The sequence below is a fragment of the Staphylococcus sp. GDB20D11A genome, from assembly GCF_016893255.1.
In the GTDB taxonomy this organism is placed as follows: Bacteria; Bacillota; Bacilli; order Staphylococcales; family Staphylococcaceae; genus Staphylococcus; species Staphylococcus aureus.
In genome coordinates, this window is the sequence record NZ_JAFEPJ010000031.1 from 21,457 (window position 1) to 39,705 (window position 18,249).

The following is an 18,249-nucleotide window of genomic DNA, read 5'->3' on the forward strand; positions in this document are numbered from 1 at the left end:
TATACACGTTTGGAATATGTTCGTCAAACGCCTTTTAAATATTAGTCAAATAATACGCTAACTGATTCTCTTTCGTATACACGAATGATAGCTTGTGCGATTAAACCAGCAACAGATAATTCTTTAGTGTTAGATGGTTTGCGATCTTCATCTAAATGAATTGAGTTTGTTACGATTAATTCTTTTATAGCAGAATTTTCGATACGTTCTTTAGCCGGTCCTGATAAAACAGGGTGTGTACAACAAGCATATACTTCTTTAGCACCTTTATCTTTTAATGCTTGTGCAGCTAAAGTGATTGTACCTGCTGTATCAATTATATCGTCAATAATAATTGCCGTACGTCCTTCAATCTCACCAACAATGTTCATCACTTCAGCAACATTTGGTCTAGGACGACGTTTATCTATAATTGCAATTGGAGTTTTTAAAATGTCAGCTAATTTACGTGCACGTGTAACACCGCCATGGTCTGGTGAAACAACGACACATTCTTCTGGGTTAATATTCGGATCATCTTTGAAATGTTTAGCAAGAATTGGCACACCCATTAAGTGGTCAATTGGAATATCAAAGAATCCTTGAATTTGTGGTGCATGTAAGTCTAACGCAATCATACGAGTTGCGCCAGCTGTTTCGATTAAGTTTGCAACTAATTTAGCAGTGATTGGCTCACGGCTACGGGCTTTTCTATCTTGTCTTGCATATCCATAATATGGCACTACAATATTGATTGTTGCTGCAGAAGCACGTTTACAAGCATCAATCATAATTAATAATTCCATTAAATGTAGATTCACAGGATATGATGTTGGTTGAATAATAAATACGTCACAACCACGAATACTCTCTTCGATATTAATTTGAATTTCTCCATCACTAAAACGTTTAACTGAACATTTACCTAGTTCAATTCCTACTTGGTCAGCAACTTCTTGCGCTAATGCTTCGTTTCCTTTCAATGAAAAAATCTTTAATGACGAATTCTTATATTCATTATTTAACATTTATAGTCCTCCAATTATTTACTTACGCAATTACTATTATATATAAAATGTAACTCCATTACTATGCGAATCATTAAATCATAAAGATTACATTAATATTACATAGGATTATCCTTTTATCCTAGCCATTTTAAATACGTAAATGATTATTTCCTATATCCTTCTTTTGTTGTTTGTCTTGCTCTTGCCACAGCTAAACTGTCATTTGGTACGTCATCTGTGATTGTGGAACCAGCTGCCACCAATACAGCATCACCAATTGTTACAGGTGCTACTAAATTAACATTGCAACCTACAAATGAATCTTTGCCGACGATAGTTTTAAATTTATTTTCACCATCATAGTTAACTGTAATCGTTCCGCAACCAATATTAGTACGTTCGCCAATTACAGCATCACCAATATAACTTAAATGTGAAACCTTGGCACCATCTTTAAGATCTGCTTTTTTAATTTCTACAAAATTTCCAACCTTAACATCTGCACCTAATTGCGCGCCTGGTCTCAATTGCGCAAACGGTCCGACCTTAGTATTCGCTCCTACGCTAGCATCATTAACAACAGACTGTTGAATACATGCACCATTTTCAATCGTACTATTGTTAATTTCAGAGTACTGACCAATAACAACATCTTCGCCAATTTCTGTACGGCCATTAATTCGTACGCCTGGTTCAATGACTGTATCACTACCAATTATAACGTCTGGACCAATAAAAGTGCTGTCAGGATCGATGATTGTCACACCATTTAACATGTGATAATGATTGGTACGACGTTGCATCGCCTTCTCAGCCTGACTAAGCATTACACGATCATTTACACCCATGATTTCTTCAACATCATTGGTACGATAGACTTCTACGATGCCGCCATCATTTAAAATTAACGACAATACATCAGGGAGGTAATATTCACCTTGCGCATTATCATTTTTCACTTGTGTTAATTTTTCAAACAACGTTTTATTATTAAACGCAAAAATACCTGAACTAATTTCATTAATATCCTTTTCAGCATGCGTTGCATCTTTCTCTTCAACTATGCGTTCTAAACGACCTGACGCATTTCGAACGATTCTTCCGTATCCATATGGTTGTTGAATCGATGCAGATAATACAGTTGCTTGAGCATTAGCATCCTCGTGATGCGCAATCAATGTTTCTAATGTTTCCTTTGTGATGAGCGGTGTATCACCACATACAACGATCGTCGTACCTTCCTTGTCTTCTAAGTGTGATTTCGCCATTTGCACTGCATGCGCAGTACCGAGTTGTTCCTCTTGAAAACTGTATAAAGAACGCTCGCCTAAATGTCCTTTTACACTTTCAGCACCATGTCCTACGATGGTTACAACTTGATCGACACCAGAGCCTTTCACACTTTCCAATACATGTTCGACCATAGGTTTCCCAGCAACCTCGTGTAGCACTTTATACTTTTTAGATTTCATTCTTGTGCCTTTACCTGCTGCCAAAATTATCGCGTGTCTTCGCATGAACATTAACCCCCATTAAATTTTACACTTCGTCATTATTATAATTTAATCTGCAATACTCTTTCAACATATAAAAGGTATTGTTTTTAATTCGTTGTAATTTTAAAAACAACTTTTTCTTACTTCAAAAATACGAGCATCATTCAAACGCAATTTTTATCAGCAATGAATCAATAATTTTCATATCATCATAATCTGTTAACGTATATATTTATTAGCCTTTCATTTCATAAAAAAACATTAATACAAACTAAAAAAACTGCCGACAAAGCTTTATGCTTTATCGACAGTATCAAATCAACTTATTGCAAATGTATTACATCGCTAAATATAAAATTGATTAAGCTTCTTCTGAATCTTCTGATGTAGCGTTTTTATCTGGTACTACTTCATCTGTTTCATCATATACTTTCATCACTGCATCTTGAATTTCTTGTCTCATATCTGAATTAATAGGATGCGCGATGTCGCGGAATTCACCATCTGGTGTACGTTTACTTGGCATTGCAACGAACAAGCCAGAGTTTCCTTCAATTACACGTAAATCATGAATTACGAAAGCTTCATCTAATGTAATGGAAACGAGTGCTTTCATTCGTCCATCTGTTTGTATTTTTCTAAGTCTTACATCTGTCACTTTCATGTAGTGAGCCCCCCTATAGTATATATCTCTCTGTTTTATTTAGAAGCTTGATTAAACATATTAATCGAAAATTATAATTCCTTAATTTTACTTACTAATTCAATTTCTACTTTCACATCTTTTGGCAATCGCGCAACCTCTACACAACTACGCGCTGGCTTGTGTTCATTAAAATATTGACCATACACTTCATTTATTTTTTGGAAATCATTCATATCTTTAATGAAAATGGTCGCTTTCGCAACAGAATTCAAATCAGATCCTGCTTCTTCCAAAACAATCTTTAAATTTTCTAAAACTTGTTTTGTCTGTGCTTGAACATCAGCGCTTACGATTTTCCCATCAACATTCAATGGAATCTGACCAGAAGTATAAACCATACCATTTACAACTGTTGCATGCGAATATGGTCCAAGTGCTTCCGGTAATCTTGTTGTGTTAATGATTTTCATAATACTAAAACTCCTTTTATGAAAACTTAGATAAACTGTTGCCAGGTTCTACGTTAAACTCTTGATTATATTCATCTACATCAGATAATTTCACTAAGGAAGTATAATCTTCAATCAATCTTTGTTTAACTTCTTTTGATTCTACAAGTACTGATACCCCTTTTACATGGGCTTTAAACTCATTCATTAAATTCATAACACCATTAATAGAGCCACCAGCCCTCATAAAATCATCGACAACTAAAACATTTGAATTTTCTGCTAAAGTTCTCTTCGAAAGTACCATTGTCTCTATTTTTCTTGAAGATCCTGAAACGTAATTAATTGAAACTGTAGAACCTTCAGTCACCTTGTTGTCTTTTCTAATCACTACTACTGGTAAATTTAAAATATTAGCAACCGCATTTGCCAATGAAATACCTTTTGTCGCAATGGTAACAACAGCATCTAATTTTTCTTCCATGTAAATACTGGCAATTAACTTACCAACTTTGTTTAGTAGCGATGGATTACCTACCAAATCTGATAAAAATAAATACCCGCCAGGTAACAAACGTTCTTTCTCTTCTAATAGAGTAATGACCTCATTAACAACTTCAGTCGCCTCTTCTTTACTCATCATTGGTTTATACGTAACACCACCACTTGCGCCAGCAGTAGTAATTACTGTACCTAACTTTTCTTTTTGGAATGTATTTTTTATAATTTGGACATCTTCACTTATTGAAGACTTCGCCTGTTTAAATTTTTTCACAAAAAAAGTTAATGGAATCAATTTATTCGGATGGTTCATCAAATATTGCGTCATAAAAACAATTCTCTCGCTTCGTTTATATCTCATCTTTTCAACCCTTCTATCCTAATAGTCTAACTAAGTACACTTCATTACAACAACCGTTAACTGCATTATAAATATTTTTTGCTTGGCTTTCTTTTCGTGCTAGCCCATACACAGTCGGTCCGCTTCCACTCATTAACGCACCATCTGCACCACTTTTCAACATATTATTTTTTAATTTATCGATTTGTGGGTGTTTTGAAACAGAAATTGGCTCTAATCGATTAGACAAACTTTGACATAATTGTTGATAATCTCGATTTTCTAAGGCCTCGTAACACATTTTCGTATGTACGTCGTAACGCTTATCTAAATTGATCAACTTAAATATATCTGGTGATGATATGCCTAAGTTTGGTTTAGCAAGAATCACCCAAGCTGAAGGTGGTTTATTTAAAAACTCGATTTTCTCTCCTCTTCCAGTACATAGTGCAGTTTTATTATAAATACAAAACGGAATATCTGTCCCGATTTTACTGCCTAGTAGAGCTAATTCTTCCAAACTCGCTCCTATATTAAAAAGTCGATTCAATCCTCTTAACGTTGCTGCTGCATCAGCCGAACCTCCAGCTAAGCCAGCAGAAACAGGTATTTCTTTATCGATAGAAATTGTTACACCTTGCTTTAGTTGATATTGCTCAATAAATAGTTGCGCTGCACGATATGCAAGATTTTTATGATTAGAAGGCACATAATTATGTTCAATCTCAACAACTATCTTTCGATCTTTTCTTTTATGAAAAGTTAAACGATCATTTAAATCAACTGTTGTCATTATCATTTCAATCTCATGATAGCCATCATTTCTTTTAAAAAGTGTATCGAGCGTAAAATTAATTTTGGCTGGTGCCGTTTCATATATCATTTTCCGCCCTCTTTTCGTTATCTTAATATGATGATTTTAACATAAAGAGAATTAATATTTGACATTTTAATTTGTTTTTTAGTGTTTTTTTAATAAAAAAGTAATTTTCTCCATCTAATTACTTAGTATTTACTTGTATTTGTGTTTATAAATACAATTATCCATTTACTGAAAAATCTATAAGCGAAACATCAGTGTTAAACATTTTGTAAATAAAAAGAGTATTGAACATAATGCCCAACACTCAAATAATTATCATAATATTTACTTCTTATACTAAGAAACGTCTAACATCTCTATATGTCTTATTTAGTGTGCAATTGATTCGTGATGATTATCCTCTTCAAATGAAACTTGAACATTTTCAGTTAACACATCAGTGTATGTATAAGATACTCTCTCAAAGTTGTGTTTGTCTTGATCTAACTCAACAATGAAAACTGACGGATATGTTTCTTTTAAAATTCCAGAACGTTTTATTGTTTTCTTACGGCCTCCATTGGCTTTCAGTACAATACGATTTCCTACATGACAATCAATAGAATTTTTGATGTCCAAAATTGATTTTGGCATATTGCTCCACCTCGCTACAAGTTACATAATACCATATTTGCAGCGTTTTCGTCAAACAAAATTTAAATTTTAACAATAGTGCTTTGCTTTGTCAATCATTTAATTTTCTAATTGAGGGAATTTTTTCTTTTCTTCATACAATTTAGCAAAATCTTGAATAGATAGCGTTTCACCGCGACGTCTTGGATCAATACCCGCTTGTTCTAACCATTGTAAAATCACTTCTTTGTGTTGTTTACCATCTTTAAAATAATTTTGATAGTTATTGTTAATTGTCTTTCTTCTTTGTGCAAATGCTGCTTTTGCTAACTTAAAGAATGCTTCCTCGTTATCTACTGTTACTAACGGTTCAGTTCTCTGCATCAGTTTTACAACTATTGAATCAACATTAGGTGGTGGCATAAATACAGATTTAGGTACCGTTAATACTTTACTAGTCTCTGTATAGTATTGTACGACAATTGATAATGAACCATATGCTTTTGAACCTACTTCAGCATTTAAGCGTTCGCCCACTTCTTTTTGCATCATCACCACGTAGCCATCAATTGGTATATCTTGTTGCATTAAATTTAATAAAATTGGCGTCGTAATATAGTACGGCAGGTTTGCAACAACCATTATTTTTTCGCAATCTTGTAAATGATTTTCAACAGCTTTTTTAATATTCGCTTTTAAAATATCTTCATTAATCACCGTCACATTATCATAAGGTGATAATGTATCATTTAATACCGGTATTAATCGTTGATCAATTTCAAATGCCAATACTCTTTTAGCATGTCTGGCCAATTGTTCTGTCAATGACCCCATACCTGGACCAATTTCAATCACCCCAGTTTGTGCATCAATATCACTTGCATCAATGATATTATTAATGATATTCACATCTATTAAAAAGTTCTGTCCTAAACTTTTTTTAAAATTAAAGCCATATTTATCTAACAACGCTCGCGTTCTTGATGGTGTTGCAATATCTTTATTATCCAACATTTTCACTTCCTCATTCATCTTCTAAAGCTTGCTTTACATCCGCTTCGGTATAACCAAATGCATTTAACTTTTTCAATAACTGCTTACCATTGGAATGGCCGATTCGCAATTTTCTACTTAAAATTTCTCTACGGCGCCTTGCATCTTTCCCAACGATTAACCCCAACTCTATAAGCACAGATTTATCAATTGATTCATAAGCTTCATCAAAGGGTGAACTAACATGCATTAACGCTTCTTTAATATCAATTAAGTCGGCATGTTCAACACCAATTTTCCCTTTTTTATTTTTAGCTTTTTCTCTATCAATATACGCGTGTTTAACACCTTTGACATGTTCAGTAATTGTACTTCTAATTTTATCTCCTGGGAAATCTGGATCTGTTAATACAATAACGCCTCGACTTTGTTGAGCATTTCTAATTACTTCTAAAGTTTGTTCGTTGATGGCACTACCATTCGTTTCAATCGTATCACATTCAACAGCTCGTTTAACACGCTCAGTATCATCTCGTCCTTCTACAACTATAAACTCATTGATTTTCATTTAAAACGCCTTCCTACAATTCTTAATTTCAAAGCACTAACCATCTCTATCGCACGTATTGCACATGCACAATATTTTAATTTAAAAAAGTGAGAAAGAACCATAGCATATTAAACGAATATAGCATCGTTTGCATTTATGGCGGTGATCTTTCTCACTTTTAACTTTATGAATTTAAATTAAACAATTTCTCTGCATTTTTAGTTGTTTGTTCGCACACTTCTTCATAAGATAAGCCTTTTAATTCAGCAATTTGTTCAGCTACTAAAGTTACTCTTGCCGGTTCATTTCGCTTCCCTCTATACGGATGTGGCGAAAGATACGGTGCATCGGTTTCAACAAGCAATCGCTCCATTGACACATGCTTAGCAACTTCTTTAGGCTGTTTAGCATTTTTAAATGTCACAGGTCCACCTAATGAAATATAAAAATTCAGCTTATTAGTTACAATATCTGCAATTTCTGGAGAACCACTAAAGCTATGCATAATCCCGCCTACCTCTTCAGCATGCTCCTCCAATAAGATATCGATACAGTCTTGTGTTGCTTCACGGTTATGAATGATAATTGGTAACTTCAAACGCTTAGCTAAAGCAATTTGCTTTCTAAAAACTTCCTTTTGAACATCTGCAGGAGATTTATCCCAGTGATAATCTAATCCCATTTCACCAATACCAATCACTTTTGGATGCTGAGCTAAAGATTCAATCCATTCCAAGTGTTCTTCTGTAAAATCAATTGCGTCAACTGGATGCCAACCGATAATGCCATATAAAAAATCATACTCATCGATTAATTTCATCGCGCGTTCAATTGTCGATTTGTTAAAACCAACTACAAACATACGATCAACACCTGCTTCTCTAGCACGTGTAATCACTTCACCCAAATCATCATCGTATTGCTCATCATTTAAATGGACATGTGTATCGATTAACATAATTATCTCTCCTAATTTTTAAAAATACAGTTATTTAATCACTGCACCATTTGGAATTGCACTTGGTAAACTTACTAAGGTTAATACACCATCTTTTTCAGCAGATAATATCATACCTTCAGATTTTTGTCCCATTAATTTAGCTGGTTTCAAGTTAGTAACAACTGCTACTTTTTTACCAATAATATCATCTGGTGTATAGAATTTGGCAATTCCTGATACAATTTGTCTTTGTTCAGAATCTAAGTCTACTTGAATTTTTAAAAGCTTATCTGACTTCTTAACATGTTCAGCATCAATAATCGTTGCTGCCTTAATTTCAACTTTATCAAAGCCTTTAATATCAATTTGTGGTTTGCTAGGAATCTCTTCTTTTTCCTCTTCAGTAGCAGGCGGTTGCATTGATTCTTTGATATATGCAATTTCCGCTTCGCTATCCAATCTTGGGAAAATAGGTTTAGGTTGCCCAGTAACCATAATTGGCTCAGTAAGCACACCATATTGCGCTAAACTACTAAATTCCATAAATTGAGGATTGTTAATGTTCAATTGTTCAAAAATCTCTTTCGGCGCATGAGTTAAGAATGGACGTAATAATACAGCTGCATAACGAATATTTTCAACTAAGTGAGCCATAACATTGCCTAACATATCTTTTTGGCTATCGTCCTTAGCTAATACCCAAGGCGTTGTTTCGTCAATATACTTATTCGTTCTACTAATAAACTTCCATATCGTAGATAATGCCACAGAAAATTGCAAACTTTCCATGCTTTCAGTATAGCTTTTCACTGTTTCTAAAGCCATAGCTTCCATTTCTTCATCTAATTCATGAAGTGGACCTTGATACGCTGGTAATTCGCCATCAAAGTACTTATTAATCATAGAAATCGTACGGTTTACTAAGTTGCCTAAGTCATTTGCTAGATCGAAATTTGTACGCTCAACAAATGCTTCAGGTGTAAATACGCCATCTGAACCAAATGGTAATTCACGCATTAGATAATAACGTGTGGCATCTAAACCATAGCGATCAATTAAAATATTCGGGTCTACGACATTACCTTTAGATTTACTCATTTTTCCATCTTTCATCAAAATCCAACCATGTGCAAAGACTTTTTTAGGTAACGGTAAGTCTAATGCCATCAATAAAATAGGCCAAATAATTGAGTGGAATCGCACAATTTCCTTAGCCATTAAATGAATATCTGCTGGCCAGTATTTGTTAAATAGTGACTCATCATCTGATAAATAGCCTAATGCTGAAATATAGTTAACTAACGCATCAATCCAAACATAAACAACATGTTTTGGATTAGACGGAACATGGACACCCCAGTTAAATGATGTACGAGAAACAGCCAAATCAGCAAGTCCTGGTTTAATGAAGTTGTTAATCATTTCATTTTTTCTTGATGGTGGTTGTATAAAATCTGGATTTTGGTCATAGAATTCTAATAGACGGTCTGTATATTTACTAATATTAAAGAAATAACTTTCTTCTTTAACTAGTTCAACTTCATGTCCAGAATCTGGACTTTTACCACCAATAATTTTACCGTTTTCGTATTGTGGGTCTACTAATTGTGACTCTGTGTAGTATGTTTCATCCGGAACAGAATACCAACCTTCATATTCACCTAAATAGATATCACCTTGCTTTAATAAACGTTCAAATACTTGCTCAACGACATGTTTATGACGTTCTTCAGTTGTTCTGATAAAATCATCATTTGAAATTTCAAGCTTAGCCCACAATTGTTTAATTCCAGCAATCATCTCATCCAAATATTCAATTTCTGTCTTACCAGCTTTTTGAGCTTTTTCTTGAATTTTTTGACCGTGTTCATCCGTTCCAGTCAAATAACGAACATCATATCCTTGCATTCTCTTATATCTTGCAATAACATCTCCAGCCACTGTAGAATATGCATGTCCTATATGTAAATTCCCACTAGGATAGTATATTGGGGTTGTTATATAAAATGTTTCTTTAGCCATAACTGTTCCTCCTCGTAATGTCTCACTTCAAATAATATCTAAGATTTCTATGCATTTCAACGGACGCGAACATTTATCTCGTCATCTCATTTTCATCTTATTCAATGTTAAGGTATTTATTACTTTCAATGTATTTATTTTACATTAAAAAACGTCGATGTCATCATTTTTTTATCATAGTCAACATCATTTTATCAGTATCAATGCAAAATGATAACTTACCATTTAAAATTACAGCTTGCGTTTATAAAATCGTTTAAAATTTCATATAATCGATAAAGTGATTAACTTATTTGATGATAAGTATTATATACTTCATTCGTTTTAAGTTGTCGTTCTTCAGCAACTTTTTTAATAGCTTGTTTTGGTTTCATCTGTGAAGTTTGAATATAATGATCAACATGTTCATTGATAGATAAATCATCAAACCACGATATCTCATTGTTCGCTTTAGCACCCTCAATCAAGATAACGAATTCGCCTTTCAATGGTACATCGCCTTGCTGAATCAATGCTTGTAATTGTGTTACATCATCAGTTACAACTTGTTCGAACTTCTTAGTCAATTCACGCCCTAGTGATACTTGTCGTGTTGCATCTATCTTTGCAATTGTTTTTAATGTATCTGTCACACGATGCGGTGATTCGTATATAATTAATGTGCTATTTTCATGCATACGTTGCTCTAATACAGCACGTTTTTCTTTCTCTTTTCGTGGCAAAAATCCTAAAAATGTATATACATATGAAGGTAATCCACTAGCCATCAAAGCCGTCAGCCCAGCATTAGGTCCAGGCACAGTCTCTACTTTAATATTAGCTTCTCTGGCTGCCACTACTAATTCGTATCCAGGATCACTAATTAAGGGCAATCCAGCATCAGATACGAGCGCAACGTCAAGACCTAATTCTAACTGTTCAATGATAAAAGCAGTCTGCTTATCCTTGTTATGTTCGTGATATGACTTTAATGGAGTTGGAATATCATAATGATTACACAGCTTACTAGTTACTCTAGTGTCTTCACAAGCAATCATATCAACACGTTTCAATACATCAACTGCTCTATAAGTAATATCTGCTAAATTACCAATTGGTGTGCCCACTAAATATAATACAGCCATACTATCGCTCCTTAATTAATCGCAATTTCTTTTGTCTGGTATAAGTTTTAATTTCATATTCACGCTTCAATGCTTCAGACTTTGTCTCATACATTTCTTGATAAACTAAATGCACCGGACGTCTTACTTTCGTATATTTGGCTCCTTGACCTCGGTTATGTTTTTCAACACGTGCATTAACGTCTTTAGCGTATCCTGTATATAAACTTCCATCACTACATTTTACAATATATACAAAATGACTATCCATAATATACTTCCTTCATTTCTTCACTATAATTACCATCTTCATTATAAATATAAAACGGGGGCATGATTTCTAAACCTTGATTTCCACCTTTTCGACCTTCTACAACTATCGTTTGTGCCGATTTCCCTACTTTACTATATATAAAAACGACTTTCTTAGGTTCAATATTCACTTTTCTCATTTCAAACAAGACATCCATTAGTCTATCTGCACGATGTACCATGTTTAGCCTGCCACCTTCTTTTAATAAATGACGGGCTGCAATCATGCAATCTTCAAGTGTACACATAATCTCATGTCTCGCTATCTTATGTGCTTCTTTTTGATGTTGGTGTTGCTGATTCTCTTTAAAATAAGGCGGATTACACGTTACTAAAGTATATTGTGAAGGTTTAAATACTTTAGTAACGTTTTTCAAATCCATGTGATGCATTGTTAAATATTCATCAACATCATTGAATTGAAATGTGCGTCGCGCCATATCGACAAGTGTTTTTTGAATCTCAACACCTTCTATATGTCGCGGATGTTTCGCAAACAATAACAAGGGTATCACCCCATTGCCTGAACATAAGTCCAATACAATATCTTTTGTTCTAGGTTTTGTAAAATGCCCTAACAACAAAGCATCCGTTGAAAACGAAAAAACATCATCATTTTGAATAATACTAAAATCTTCTCTGATTAGTTGATCAAATCGTTCATTCTCTTTTAACATTTTTAACTCCTATGAAGAAAACCTTTTTCTATTGAGTAATTGAAATCTCTTTTTATATTATATGCCTAACTACATTCGATGTATTTTTGACTTTTAACAGCTACATTTTATAACTAATGATACTGCGTGCACACTTAATAATAACATTTAGTACCGCCATCTCTTATGCAATCACCAAAACTTTATACACAATTAAAGCCTGAAACATGCATTGTCTCAGACTTATCCAAACCATATTCATTTATAATTATAACACTATTTGAGAGTGCTTGATTAATCACTTAAAACTTCTAAACAGAACAGACAATCTTCACCATGTCGATGTTTTCCAAATAATTCGCCTTTACAAATATGAAATCCTTCTCCATACAATATAGCCAAATTATCTTTACTTGGTAATGGCTTTTTCACAGCTTTTGCTGGTTTTGAATTCGCAGTATCAATAGTAGTTGGTTCATCATTGCCCAACACCTTTTTCAAATTATCATTTTCAAGTTGAAGCGCTACATTTTCTTCTACTAATTCAACTGCAAGTGCCTTTAATTCTGAAGTTTCCTTTGAAAGTTGATTGACATTCATTTCTAAACGCATTATTTTTTCAAATATTTCATTGCGATCCAAATGTAATAATGCCTCCTTAATGCATAGTTTCTATTTCTTCTAATTTATATTCAAGTGGCTGTTCATGTCCCTCAAGCTTCACCTGCATAGAAATGTCTAATATATTTAAAGCAACTACTTTCCCGTTACCATCAGGCGTTTCAATTGCTTCACCGATATCAGGTAATTGCGCACGTACTTCCTCATAGTAGTCATTTTCATATTTTAAACAACACATCAAACGACCACATGCACCGGAAATTTTAGTTGGATTTAATGATAAATTTTGATCCTTAGCCATCTTAATCGATACTGGTTCAAAATCTCCTAAAAATGTAGAACAACATAACGACCTACCACAAGGTCCGATACCGCCAAGCAATTTGGCTTCATCCCTTACACCAATTTGTCTCAACTCGATACGTGTTTTTAAATGTTGCGCTAATATTTTCACTAATTTTCTAAAATCAATACGATCATCCGCCGTAAAATTAAAAATAACTTTCGATTTATCTAAGGTATATTCGCAATTGACTAAACGCATGTCCAAACCTTGTTCTCTTACAATGTCTTTACATAGTATTAATGCATTTTCAGCATCGCGTTCATTACAATTAAATTTATCAATATCTTTGTCATCAGCAATGCGAATAATATTTTTAAGAGGTAACACAACATCCTCTTCAGCAATATCCATTAATGGATTTTTAACAATACCTATCTCTATGCCTCTTTTAGATTCGACAACTACCCAGTCATCTATATCTACTTGTATATCATTAGGTGTATAATATTCTAATTTTCCCGCTTTTTGAAACTGAACACCTATTACATTTGGCATCTAACTCACACCCTTAATTACGATTTGTTCAAATACAAGCGTTGGATTTACATTTTGATTCAATTTCTTATGTGCTTCCGTCAGTTGATCAAACATCAAAATTAATTGATTAAACGACAACTTTTGCGCATATTGATCAATATCATTTTTTAAATCACTATATATTTGTTTATCCTCTACATTTACCTTTGTATGTATGATATCTTCGAAGAAACCATTCACAGCTGCAATAGTTAAAGATTGCAGTTTTTTATTTTTAGCCTGTTTCAATAAATCAATAATACCTATAAGTGCCATTGACTTATTAGTAAGCAACAATTCACACCAACGTATAACTGATTTCCTTAATGCTAATAAATCAAATTCTTCATTTAAAGCAATTGCATTATCTATTTGCGTAGTATAAGTACTAATCATTTCAGCTACTGGCTTAGGCATGTCTTGTTCAACTAATCTATTTATAAACTTTTCTTTATCAATAGGCTTGAAATATACATGCTGACACCTTGAATGGATTGTGTCTAAAATTTGCTCAGGTTTTGTAGACAATAAAATAGCAATCGTATTGTCCGGTGGTTCTTCAAGAAATTTCAAGATACTGTTTTCCCCTTGAACAGTTAACTTTTCAAAGTCTTCAATGATGTACACTTTATTTGTGCTTTCTATAGGAAGTTGATTCATATGACGCACAAGTTGTTCAACTTGTTCTTTCTTAATTGCATTCTCAGTTGTTGATATATACATAAAGTCTGGATGATTATATGTACTAACCTTTGTTTCACATTGACTATCTGTTTGACATAAAATAAGCTTTGCAAAATTAATCGCAACTTGTTTCATCGTTTGTGCATCATCACCTTCAAATAAATAGGCATGCGATAATTTATTTGAATGATATGCATTCGTCAATTGTTGCTGTTCATCCATTCATTACAAACTCCCTTTTGCTTTTATATAAAAAGGTTGCCAAAGAGCAACTAATTACTGCAACAATAGCGACCATGATTTGTGATTATTCTTAGAACCACAAAAATCAAATCTATTGGCATCTGAACTAGTCGCAGTCAAGCAACCCAAAATTGTTAATAACTTATTAATACACTATTTTAAGTATCTCTAATTGATGATTGTATTATAGAATTAAAATTGATGGAATGCATCAACTGGCATAACAAATACAGTAGCACCGCCAACTTCAACTTCAACTGGATATGGAATGTACGAATCCGCACTGCCTCCCATAGGTGTAATAGGTGAAACCAACTGTTCTCTATTACCACACGTTTGATTAATCACAGACAATATTTCATCTACACGGTCATCATTGACACCACATAAGAATGTTGTATTACCTGCTCTTAAAAACCCACCTGTTGTTGCCAATTTTGTTGCTCTAAAGTTATTTTTAACAAGTTGATCTGCAAGTTCCTGACTATCTTGATCTTGTACGATCGCTATAATCATTTTCATTTTATAACACCTCTTCTAACAATTATATCATATCTTTTCTAAATATTTGATGATAGTTTGATACGTGTCTTCAACAACATTTTCAAGAGGTTGATCTGCATTAACGCTTTTGAACCGTTGTGATTCATTATGAATGATTTCTTGGTAACCTTCAATTACTTTTTCGTGAAACTTTAAATCTTCTTGATCTAATCTATTTTGATCTCTTGAATTTTTAATAATACGTTCGCGACCTACTTCAGCACTAACATTTAAATAAATCGTCAAGTCTGGATATAATCCATTTATTGCAAATTCGTTTAATGCTCTTACTTCTTCAACGCCAATCCCTCTAGCATAACCTTGATAAGCTAATGAACTATCGATATAGCGATCACACAACACAACCTTACCTTCTTTTAAAGCTGGTATGACCTTTAATACAAGATGTTCTCTTCTAGATGCAGCAAATAACATTGCTTCAGTTCTAATGTCCATATCATTGCCTTCTAATACAATTTTACGTATTTCTTCACCAGTAGGAACACCACCTGGTTCTCTAGTCATAATGACATCATAATCCTTTACTAATCTATGATAAACTTCATTAATTACAGTTGTTTTACCTGAGCCTTCTGGGCCCTCAAAAGTTATAAAAGCTGACATTTTATTCATCCTCAACTAAAATTTTATTATTTTTAATTCCTTCAACTATCATTCCAGTTTCCAGATATTCATTTACCAATTCTATCATATTTTCAGTTATTGTTTCTCCTTTGAAAATAATAGGAATCCCTGGCGGATATGGGACAATATGTCGCGCCAGAACTTTACCTTTTGCCTTTTTCAAATCACACCAAGTAACATATTCAAAGCGTTTTGGTTTATAGTTACCTTCAGTTGTTAAAAGTTGTGTTTGTTTAACTATAGAAACTGATTTTTTCGGTAAAATCATATCTTCAATTTTACGTAAAAGTGAATCAAATAAATACGTATCATCATGATGCCATAACGGCAATATCGCTAATGCTTGATAGTCGTCAGCTAATTCTAAATAGATATGTGCATTCATAAACCAATTTTGAATATCATGACCTGTAAAGCCTTCATATTTTATCAACAACTTCAACGGATCATCAACCTGAAGCATTTCAAAACCTTTCTTCTCCAAACATTCGATTAATTGTGCTCTCTTATCAAAAAACACGGTACTATCATATGTTTTATAGAACTGGGCAGCTGACTCTAAACTAGCCATAATCAAATATGAAGGACTAGATGTTTGGAAATAGCTTAGATATTCTATAATATTTTCTTTATAAGGTGCATTTTTATGAATATAAAGTACCGAGCCCATCGTTAAAGCTGGTAACGTTTTATGAAAAGATTGAACAACATAGTCAGCTTGATAATTTAATGTAGAATCTGGAAATCCTTGCAATCCAAAGTGCGCGCCGTGTGCTTCGTCAATGAGTACAGGAATATTTAATTGGTGCAAAGATTTGATAACCTCTTCTACATTAAATGTTTCACCGTAATAGTTAGGATAAGTCAACACAGCAAGTTTGTGACCGTCATTATTCAAACGGCTTAAATTAACTTTATTATAATGATTCGTTAACGGACTTTGATGCGTTTCAATAAAATGCCCTTCTTGCTGACTAATATCGAGCGCATGTAATACAGATTTATGTACATTTCTTGCCATTAAGATATCGCCTTTTTTCTGTGAAAAAGACTGGATGACAGATAATATTCCCGAAGTGGTGCCATTCACTAAGAAATAACCATCATAATCTGAATGTTTCTCCACCTGCTTCATACTTTCCAAAATGACTTCTTCAGGATGATGTAAATCATCTAATCCAGGTATTTCAGTTTTATCCATTGTCATTGATAATTGAGATAAATGACCGATAGTCATATTTTTATGACCCGGAACATGCAAAGAAATCGCTTCTTCTTGATTTAAACTTTCTAATTTATTTAAAATAGGTTGCTTCATGATATGCGCTTCCTTTATTTACAATGTTTTGAATTAGTTACTTTCAAAAGTATTAATTATATAGTAACACTTCTTTGACAAAAGTTAGTGTTACTTATGCAATAGCTTGTCTATTGTATAATAATTAATTTCCTTTTTGTATTTCGATTTAAAAGATATTAGACATAAAACCTAAAAACAGCAGTAAGATGATTTATGATTAAAAACTATCTTACTGCTTTTCACTTTTTATAATACTTCTGAATGTCTTCACTTATACTTCTAGTCACAGATTTAAATAATCAAAAATGCACATTATTTAATTATCATTTCCAAAACTCAATGCGGCTCATCGCATCCATTTTTTGCCTGGCAACGTTCTACTCTAGCGGAACGTAAGTTAGCTACCATCGTCGCTAAGAACCTTTCTTGACTTGTGACAATCGCTTGCTTCTTTCCTCTCCTTCGGCTCTCACTTACTCATTTAGCTCTACTAAACTCGTTGCCCTCTTTTCTCGTTTCGTCAGATTCAAACGTTTTCACTTCGCCAAGCCATTTTTCTTTGTATTAACTTTTATTTTGAAGTTTTAGACATAAAAAAAAGAGACCTTGCGGTCTCAATGCGGCTCATCGCATCCATTTTTTGCCTGGCAACGTTCTACTCTAGCGGAACGTAAGTTGGCTACCATCGTCGCTAAGAACCTTTCTTGACTTGTGACAATCGCTTGCTTCTTTCCTCTCCTTCGGCTCTCACTTACTCATTTAGCTCTACTAAACTCGTTGCCCTCTTTTCTCGTTTCGTCAGATTCAAACGTTTTCACTTCGCCAAGCCATTTTTCTTTGTGTTTGCTTTTTATTTTGACGTTTTAGACATAAAAAAAAGAGACCTTGCGGTCTCAATGTGAAATGCTCCCTTCAAAGT

General features: G+C 33.6%; 20 protein-coding genes and 1 pseudogene. All 21 read right to left on the reverse strand.

What is annotated here, in order from left to right; genetic code table 11:
• Positions 1-41 precede the first annotated feature (41 nt).
• Entirely contained in the window at positions 42-1,007 is a 966-nt protein-coding gene (locus JV528_RS13330) for a ribose-phosphate diphosphokinase (protein ID WP_000933774.1), read from the reverse strand.
• A 146-nt stretch (positions 1,008-1,153) separates the two neighbouring features.
• Positions 1,154-2,506 carry a bifunctional UDP-N-acetylglucosamine diphosphorylase/glucosamine-1-phosphate N-acetyltransferase GlmU gene (glmU, locus tag JV528_RS13335; protein WP_001252520.1) on the reverse strand — a complete coding sequence of 451 codons (1,353 nt, stop codon included), beginning with the start codon at positions 2,504-2,506 and terminating at the stop codon, positions 1,154-1,156.
• A gap of 22 nt (positions 2,507-2,528) precedes the next feature.
• Positions 2,529-2,659: pseudogene (locus JV528_RS13340) on the reverse strand (hypothetical protein).
• A gap of 187 nt (positions 2,660-2,846) precedes the next feature.
• Positions 2,847-3,149: a septation regulator SpoVG gene (gene spoVG / locus JV528_RS13345; RefSeq protein ID WP_000868999.1), complete on the reverse strand. Its 303-nt coding sequence runs from the start codon at positions 3,147-3,149 to the stop codon at positions 2,847-2,849.
• Between the two features lie 71 nt (positions 3,150-3,220).
• Positions 3,221-3,601, reverse strand: a complete 381-nt coding sequence (locus JV528_RS13350) for a RidA family protein (RefSeq protein ID WP_000691771.1) — start codon at positions 3,599-3,601, stop codon at positions 3,221-3,223.
• 16 nt (positions 3,602-3,617) lie between these two features.
• Positions 3,618-4,442, reverse strand: coding sequence for a pur operon repressor (purR, locus tag JV528_RS13355; RefSeq protein WP_001269643.1), 825 nt, complete (start codon positions 4,440-4,442; stop codon positions 3,618-3,620).
• A gap of 13 nt (positions 4,443-4,455) precedes the next feature.
• On the reverse strand, positions 4,456-5,304 hold the full coding sequence (gene ispE, locus JV528_RS13360; RefSeq protein ID WP_000638877.1) for a 4-(cytidine 5'-diphospho)-2-C-methyl-D-erythritol kinase: 849 nt from the start codon (positions 5,302-5,304) through the stop codon (positions 4,456-4,458).
• 309 nt (positions 5,305-5,613) lie between these two features.
• A complete protein-coding gene (gene veg / locus JV528_RS13365; protein ID WP_001126664.1) occupies positions 5,614-5,877 on the reverse strand; it encodes a biofilm formation stimulator Veg in 264 nt (87 codons plus the stop codon).
• 99 nt (positions 5,878-5,976) lie between these two features.
• Positions 5,977-6,870: a 16S rRNA (adenine(1518)-N(6)/adenine(1519)-N(6))-dimethyltransferase RsmA gene (rsmA, locus tag JV528_RS13370; RefSeq protein ID WP_000886504.1), complete on the reverse strand. Its 894-nt coding sequence runs from the start codon at positions 6,868-6,870 to the stop codon at positions 5,977-5,979.
• 10 nt (positions 6,871-6,880) lie between these two features.
• The gene (gene rnmV / locus JV528_RS13375; protein WP_000700079.1) at positions 6,881-7,417 is read right to left on the reverse strand and encodes a ribonuclease M5; all 537 of its coding nucleotides are present in this window, start codon (positions 7,415-7,417) and stop codon (positions 6,881-6,883) included.
• A 166-nt stretch (positions 7,418-7,583) separates the two neighbouring features.
• The gene (locus JV528_RS13380) at positions 7,584-8,357 is read right to left on the reverse strand and encodes a TatD family hydrolase (RefSeq protein ID WP_000904309.1); all 774 of its coding nucleotides are present in this window, start codon (positions 8,355-8,357) and stop codon (positions 7,584-7,586) included.
• A 30-nt stretch (positions 8,358-8,387) separates the two neighbouring features.
• The gene (metG, locus tag JV528_RS13385) at positions 8,388-10,361 is read right to left on the reverse strand and encodes a methionine--tRNA ligase (protein WP_204177727.1); all 1,974 of its coding nucleotides are present in this window, start codon (positions 10,359-10,361) and stop codon (positions 8,388-8,390) included.
• Positions 10,362-10,645: 284 nt separating this feature from the next.
• A complete protein-coding gene (gene rsmI, locus JV528_RS13390; RefSeq protein WP_204177728.1) occupies positions 10,646-11,485 on the reverse strand; it encodes a 16S rRNA (cytidine(1402)-2'-O)-methyltransferase in 840 nt (279 codons plus the stop codon).
• A 1-nt stretch (position 11,486) separates the two neighbouring features.
• Positions 11,487-11,735, reverse strand: a complete 249-nt coding sequence (locus JV528_RS13395; RefSeq protein ID WP_000377064.1) for a GIY-YIG nuclease family protein — start codon at positions 11,733-11,735, stop codon at positions 11,487-11,489.
• On the reverse strand, positions 11,728-12,453 hold the full coding sequence (locus JV528_RS13400) for a tRNA1(Val) (adenine(37)-N6)-methyltransferase (RefSeq protein ID WP_204177729.1): 726 nt from the start codon (positions 12,451-12,453) through the stop codon (positions 11,728-11,730). The genes JV528_RS13395 and JV528_RS13400 overlap by 8 nt, the downstream gene beginning before the upstream one ends.
• A 273-nt stretch (positions 12,454-12,726) precedes the next feature.
• Entirely contained in the window at positions 12,727-13,074 is a 348-nt protein-coding gene (gene yabA, locus JV528_RS13405) for a DNA replication initiation control protein YabA (protein ID WP_000375686.1), read from the reverse strand.
• 16 nt (positions 13,075-13,090) lie between these two features.
• Positions 13,091-13,894 (reverse strand): PSP1 domain-containing protein, encoded by an 804-nt coding sequence (locus tag JV528_RS13410; RefSeq protein WP_001134191.1) that lies wholly within the window; start codon positions 13,892-13,894, stop codon positions 13,091-13,093.
• Positions 13,895-14,821, reverse strand: coding sequence for a DNA polymerase III subunit delta' C-terminal domain-containing protein (locus tag JV528_RS13415; RefSeq protein WP_000344322.1), 927 nt, complete (start codon positions 14,819-14,821; stop codon positions 13,895-13,897).
• A 213-nt stretch (positions 14,822-15,034) separates the two neighbouring features.
• Positions 15,035-15,364: a cyclic-di-AMP receptor gene (locus JV528_RS13420; protein WP_000781979.1), complete on the reverse strand. Its 330-nt coding sequence runs from the start codon at positions 15,362-15,364 to the stop codon at positions 15,035-15,037.
• A 27-nt stretch (positions 15,365-15,391) separates the two neighbouring features.
• Positions 15,392-16,009 carry a dTMP kinase gene (gene tmk, locus JV528_RS13425; RefSeq protein ID WP_001272126.1) on the reverse strand — a complete coding sequence of 206 codons (618 nt, stop codon included), beginning with the start codon at positions 16,007-16,009 and terminating at the stop codon, positions 15,392-15,394.
• 1 nt (position 16,010) lies between these two features.
• Positions 16,011-17,348 carry an aminotransferase class V-fold PLP-dependent enzyme gene (locus tag JV528_RS13430; protein WP_000812844.1) on the reverse strand — a complete coding sequence of 446 codons (1,338 nt, stop codon included), beginning with the start codon at positions 17,346-17,348 and terminating at the stop codon, positions 16,011-16,013.
• Positions 17,349-18,249: the final 901 nt, after the last annotated feature.

Bases quoted from the DNA above. Each gene is read 5' to 3' on its own strand.
- JV528_RS13330 (WP_000933774.1), bottom strand. From the start codon at position 1,007: ATGTTAAATAATGAATATAAGAATTCGTCATTAAAGATTTTTTCATTG.
- glmU (WP_001252520.1), bottom strand. From the start codon at position 2,506: ATGCGAAGACACGCGATAATTTTGGCAGCAGGTAAAGGCACAAGAATG.
- spoVG (WP_000868999.1), bottom strand. From the start codon at position 3,149: ATGAAAGTGACAGATGTAAGACTTAGAAAAATACAAACAGATGGACGA.
- JV528_RS13350 (WP_000691771.1), bottom strand. From the start codon at position 3,601: ATGAAAATCATTAACACAACAAGATTACCGGAAGCACTTGGACCATAT.
- purR (WP_001269643.1), bottom strand. From the start codon at position 4,442: ATGAGATATAAACGAAGCGAGAGAATTGTTTTTATGACGCAATATTTG.
- ispE (WP_000638877.1), bottom strand. From the start codon at position 5,304: ATGATATATGAAACGGCACCAGCCAAAATTAATTTTACGCTCGATACA.
- veg (WP_001126664.1), bottom strand. From the start codon at position 5,877: ATGCCAAAATCAATTTTGGACATCAAAAATTCTATTGATTGTCATGTA.
- rsmA (WP_000886504.1), bottom strand. From the start codon at position 6,870: ATGTTGGATAATAAAGATATTGCAACACCATCAAGAACGCGAGCGTTG.
- rnmV (WP_000700079.1), bottom strand. From the start codon at position 7,417: ATGAAAATCAATGAGTTTATAGTTGTAGAAGGACGAGATGATACTGAG.
- JV528_RS13380 (WP_000904309.1), bottom strand. From the start codon at position 8,357: ATGTTAATCGATACACATGTCCATTTAAATGATGAGCAATACGATGAT.
- metG (WP_204177727.1), bottom strand. From the start codon at position 10,361: ATGGCTAAAGAAACATTTTATATAACAACCCCAATATACTATCCTAGT.
- rsmI (WP_204177728.1), bottom strand. From the start codon at position 11,485: ATGGCTGTATTATATTTAGTGGGCACACCAATTGGTAATTTAGCAGAT.
- JV528_RS13395 (WP_000377064.1), bottom strand. From the start codon at position 11,735: ATGGATAGTCATTTTGTATATATTGTAAAATGTAGTGATGGAAGTTTA.
- JV528_RS13400 (WP_204177729.1), bottom strand. From the start codon at position 12,453: ATGTTAAAAGAGAATGAACGATTTGATCAACTAATCAGAGAAGATTTT.
- JV528_RS13410 (WP_001134191.1), bottom strand. From the start codon at position 13,894: ATGCCAAATGTAATAGGTGTTCAGTTTCAAAAAGCGGGAAAATTAGAA.
- JV528_RS13415 (WP_000344322.1), bottom strand. From the start codon at position 14,821: ATGGATGAACAGCAACAATTGACGAATGCATATCATTCAAATAAATTA.
- JV528_RS13420 (WP_000781979.1), bottom strand. From the start codon at position 15,364: ATGAAAATGATTATAGCGATCGTACAAGATCAAGATAGTCAGGAACTT.
- tmk (WP_001272126.1), bottom strand. From the start codon at position 16,009: ATGTCAGCTTTTATAACTTTTGAGGGCCCAGAAGGCTCAGGTAAAACA.
- JV528_RS13430 (WP_000812844.1), bottom strand. From the start codon at position 17,348: ATGAAGCAACCTATTTTAAATAAATTAGAAAGTTTAAATCAAGAAGAA.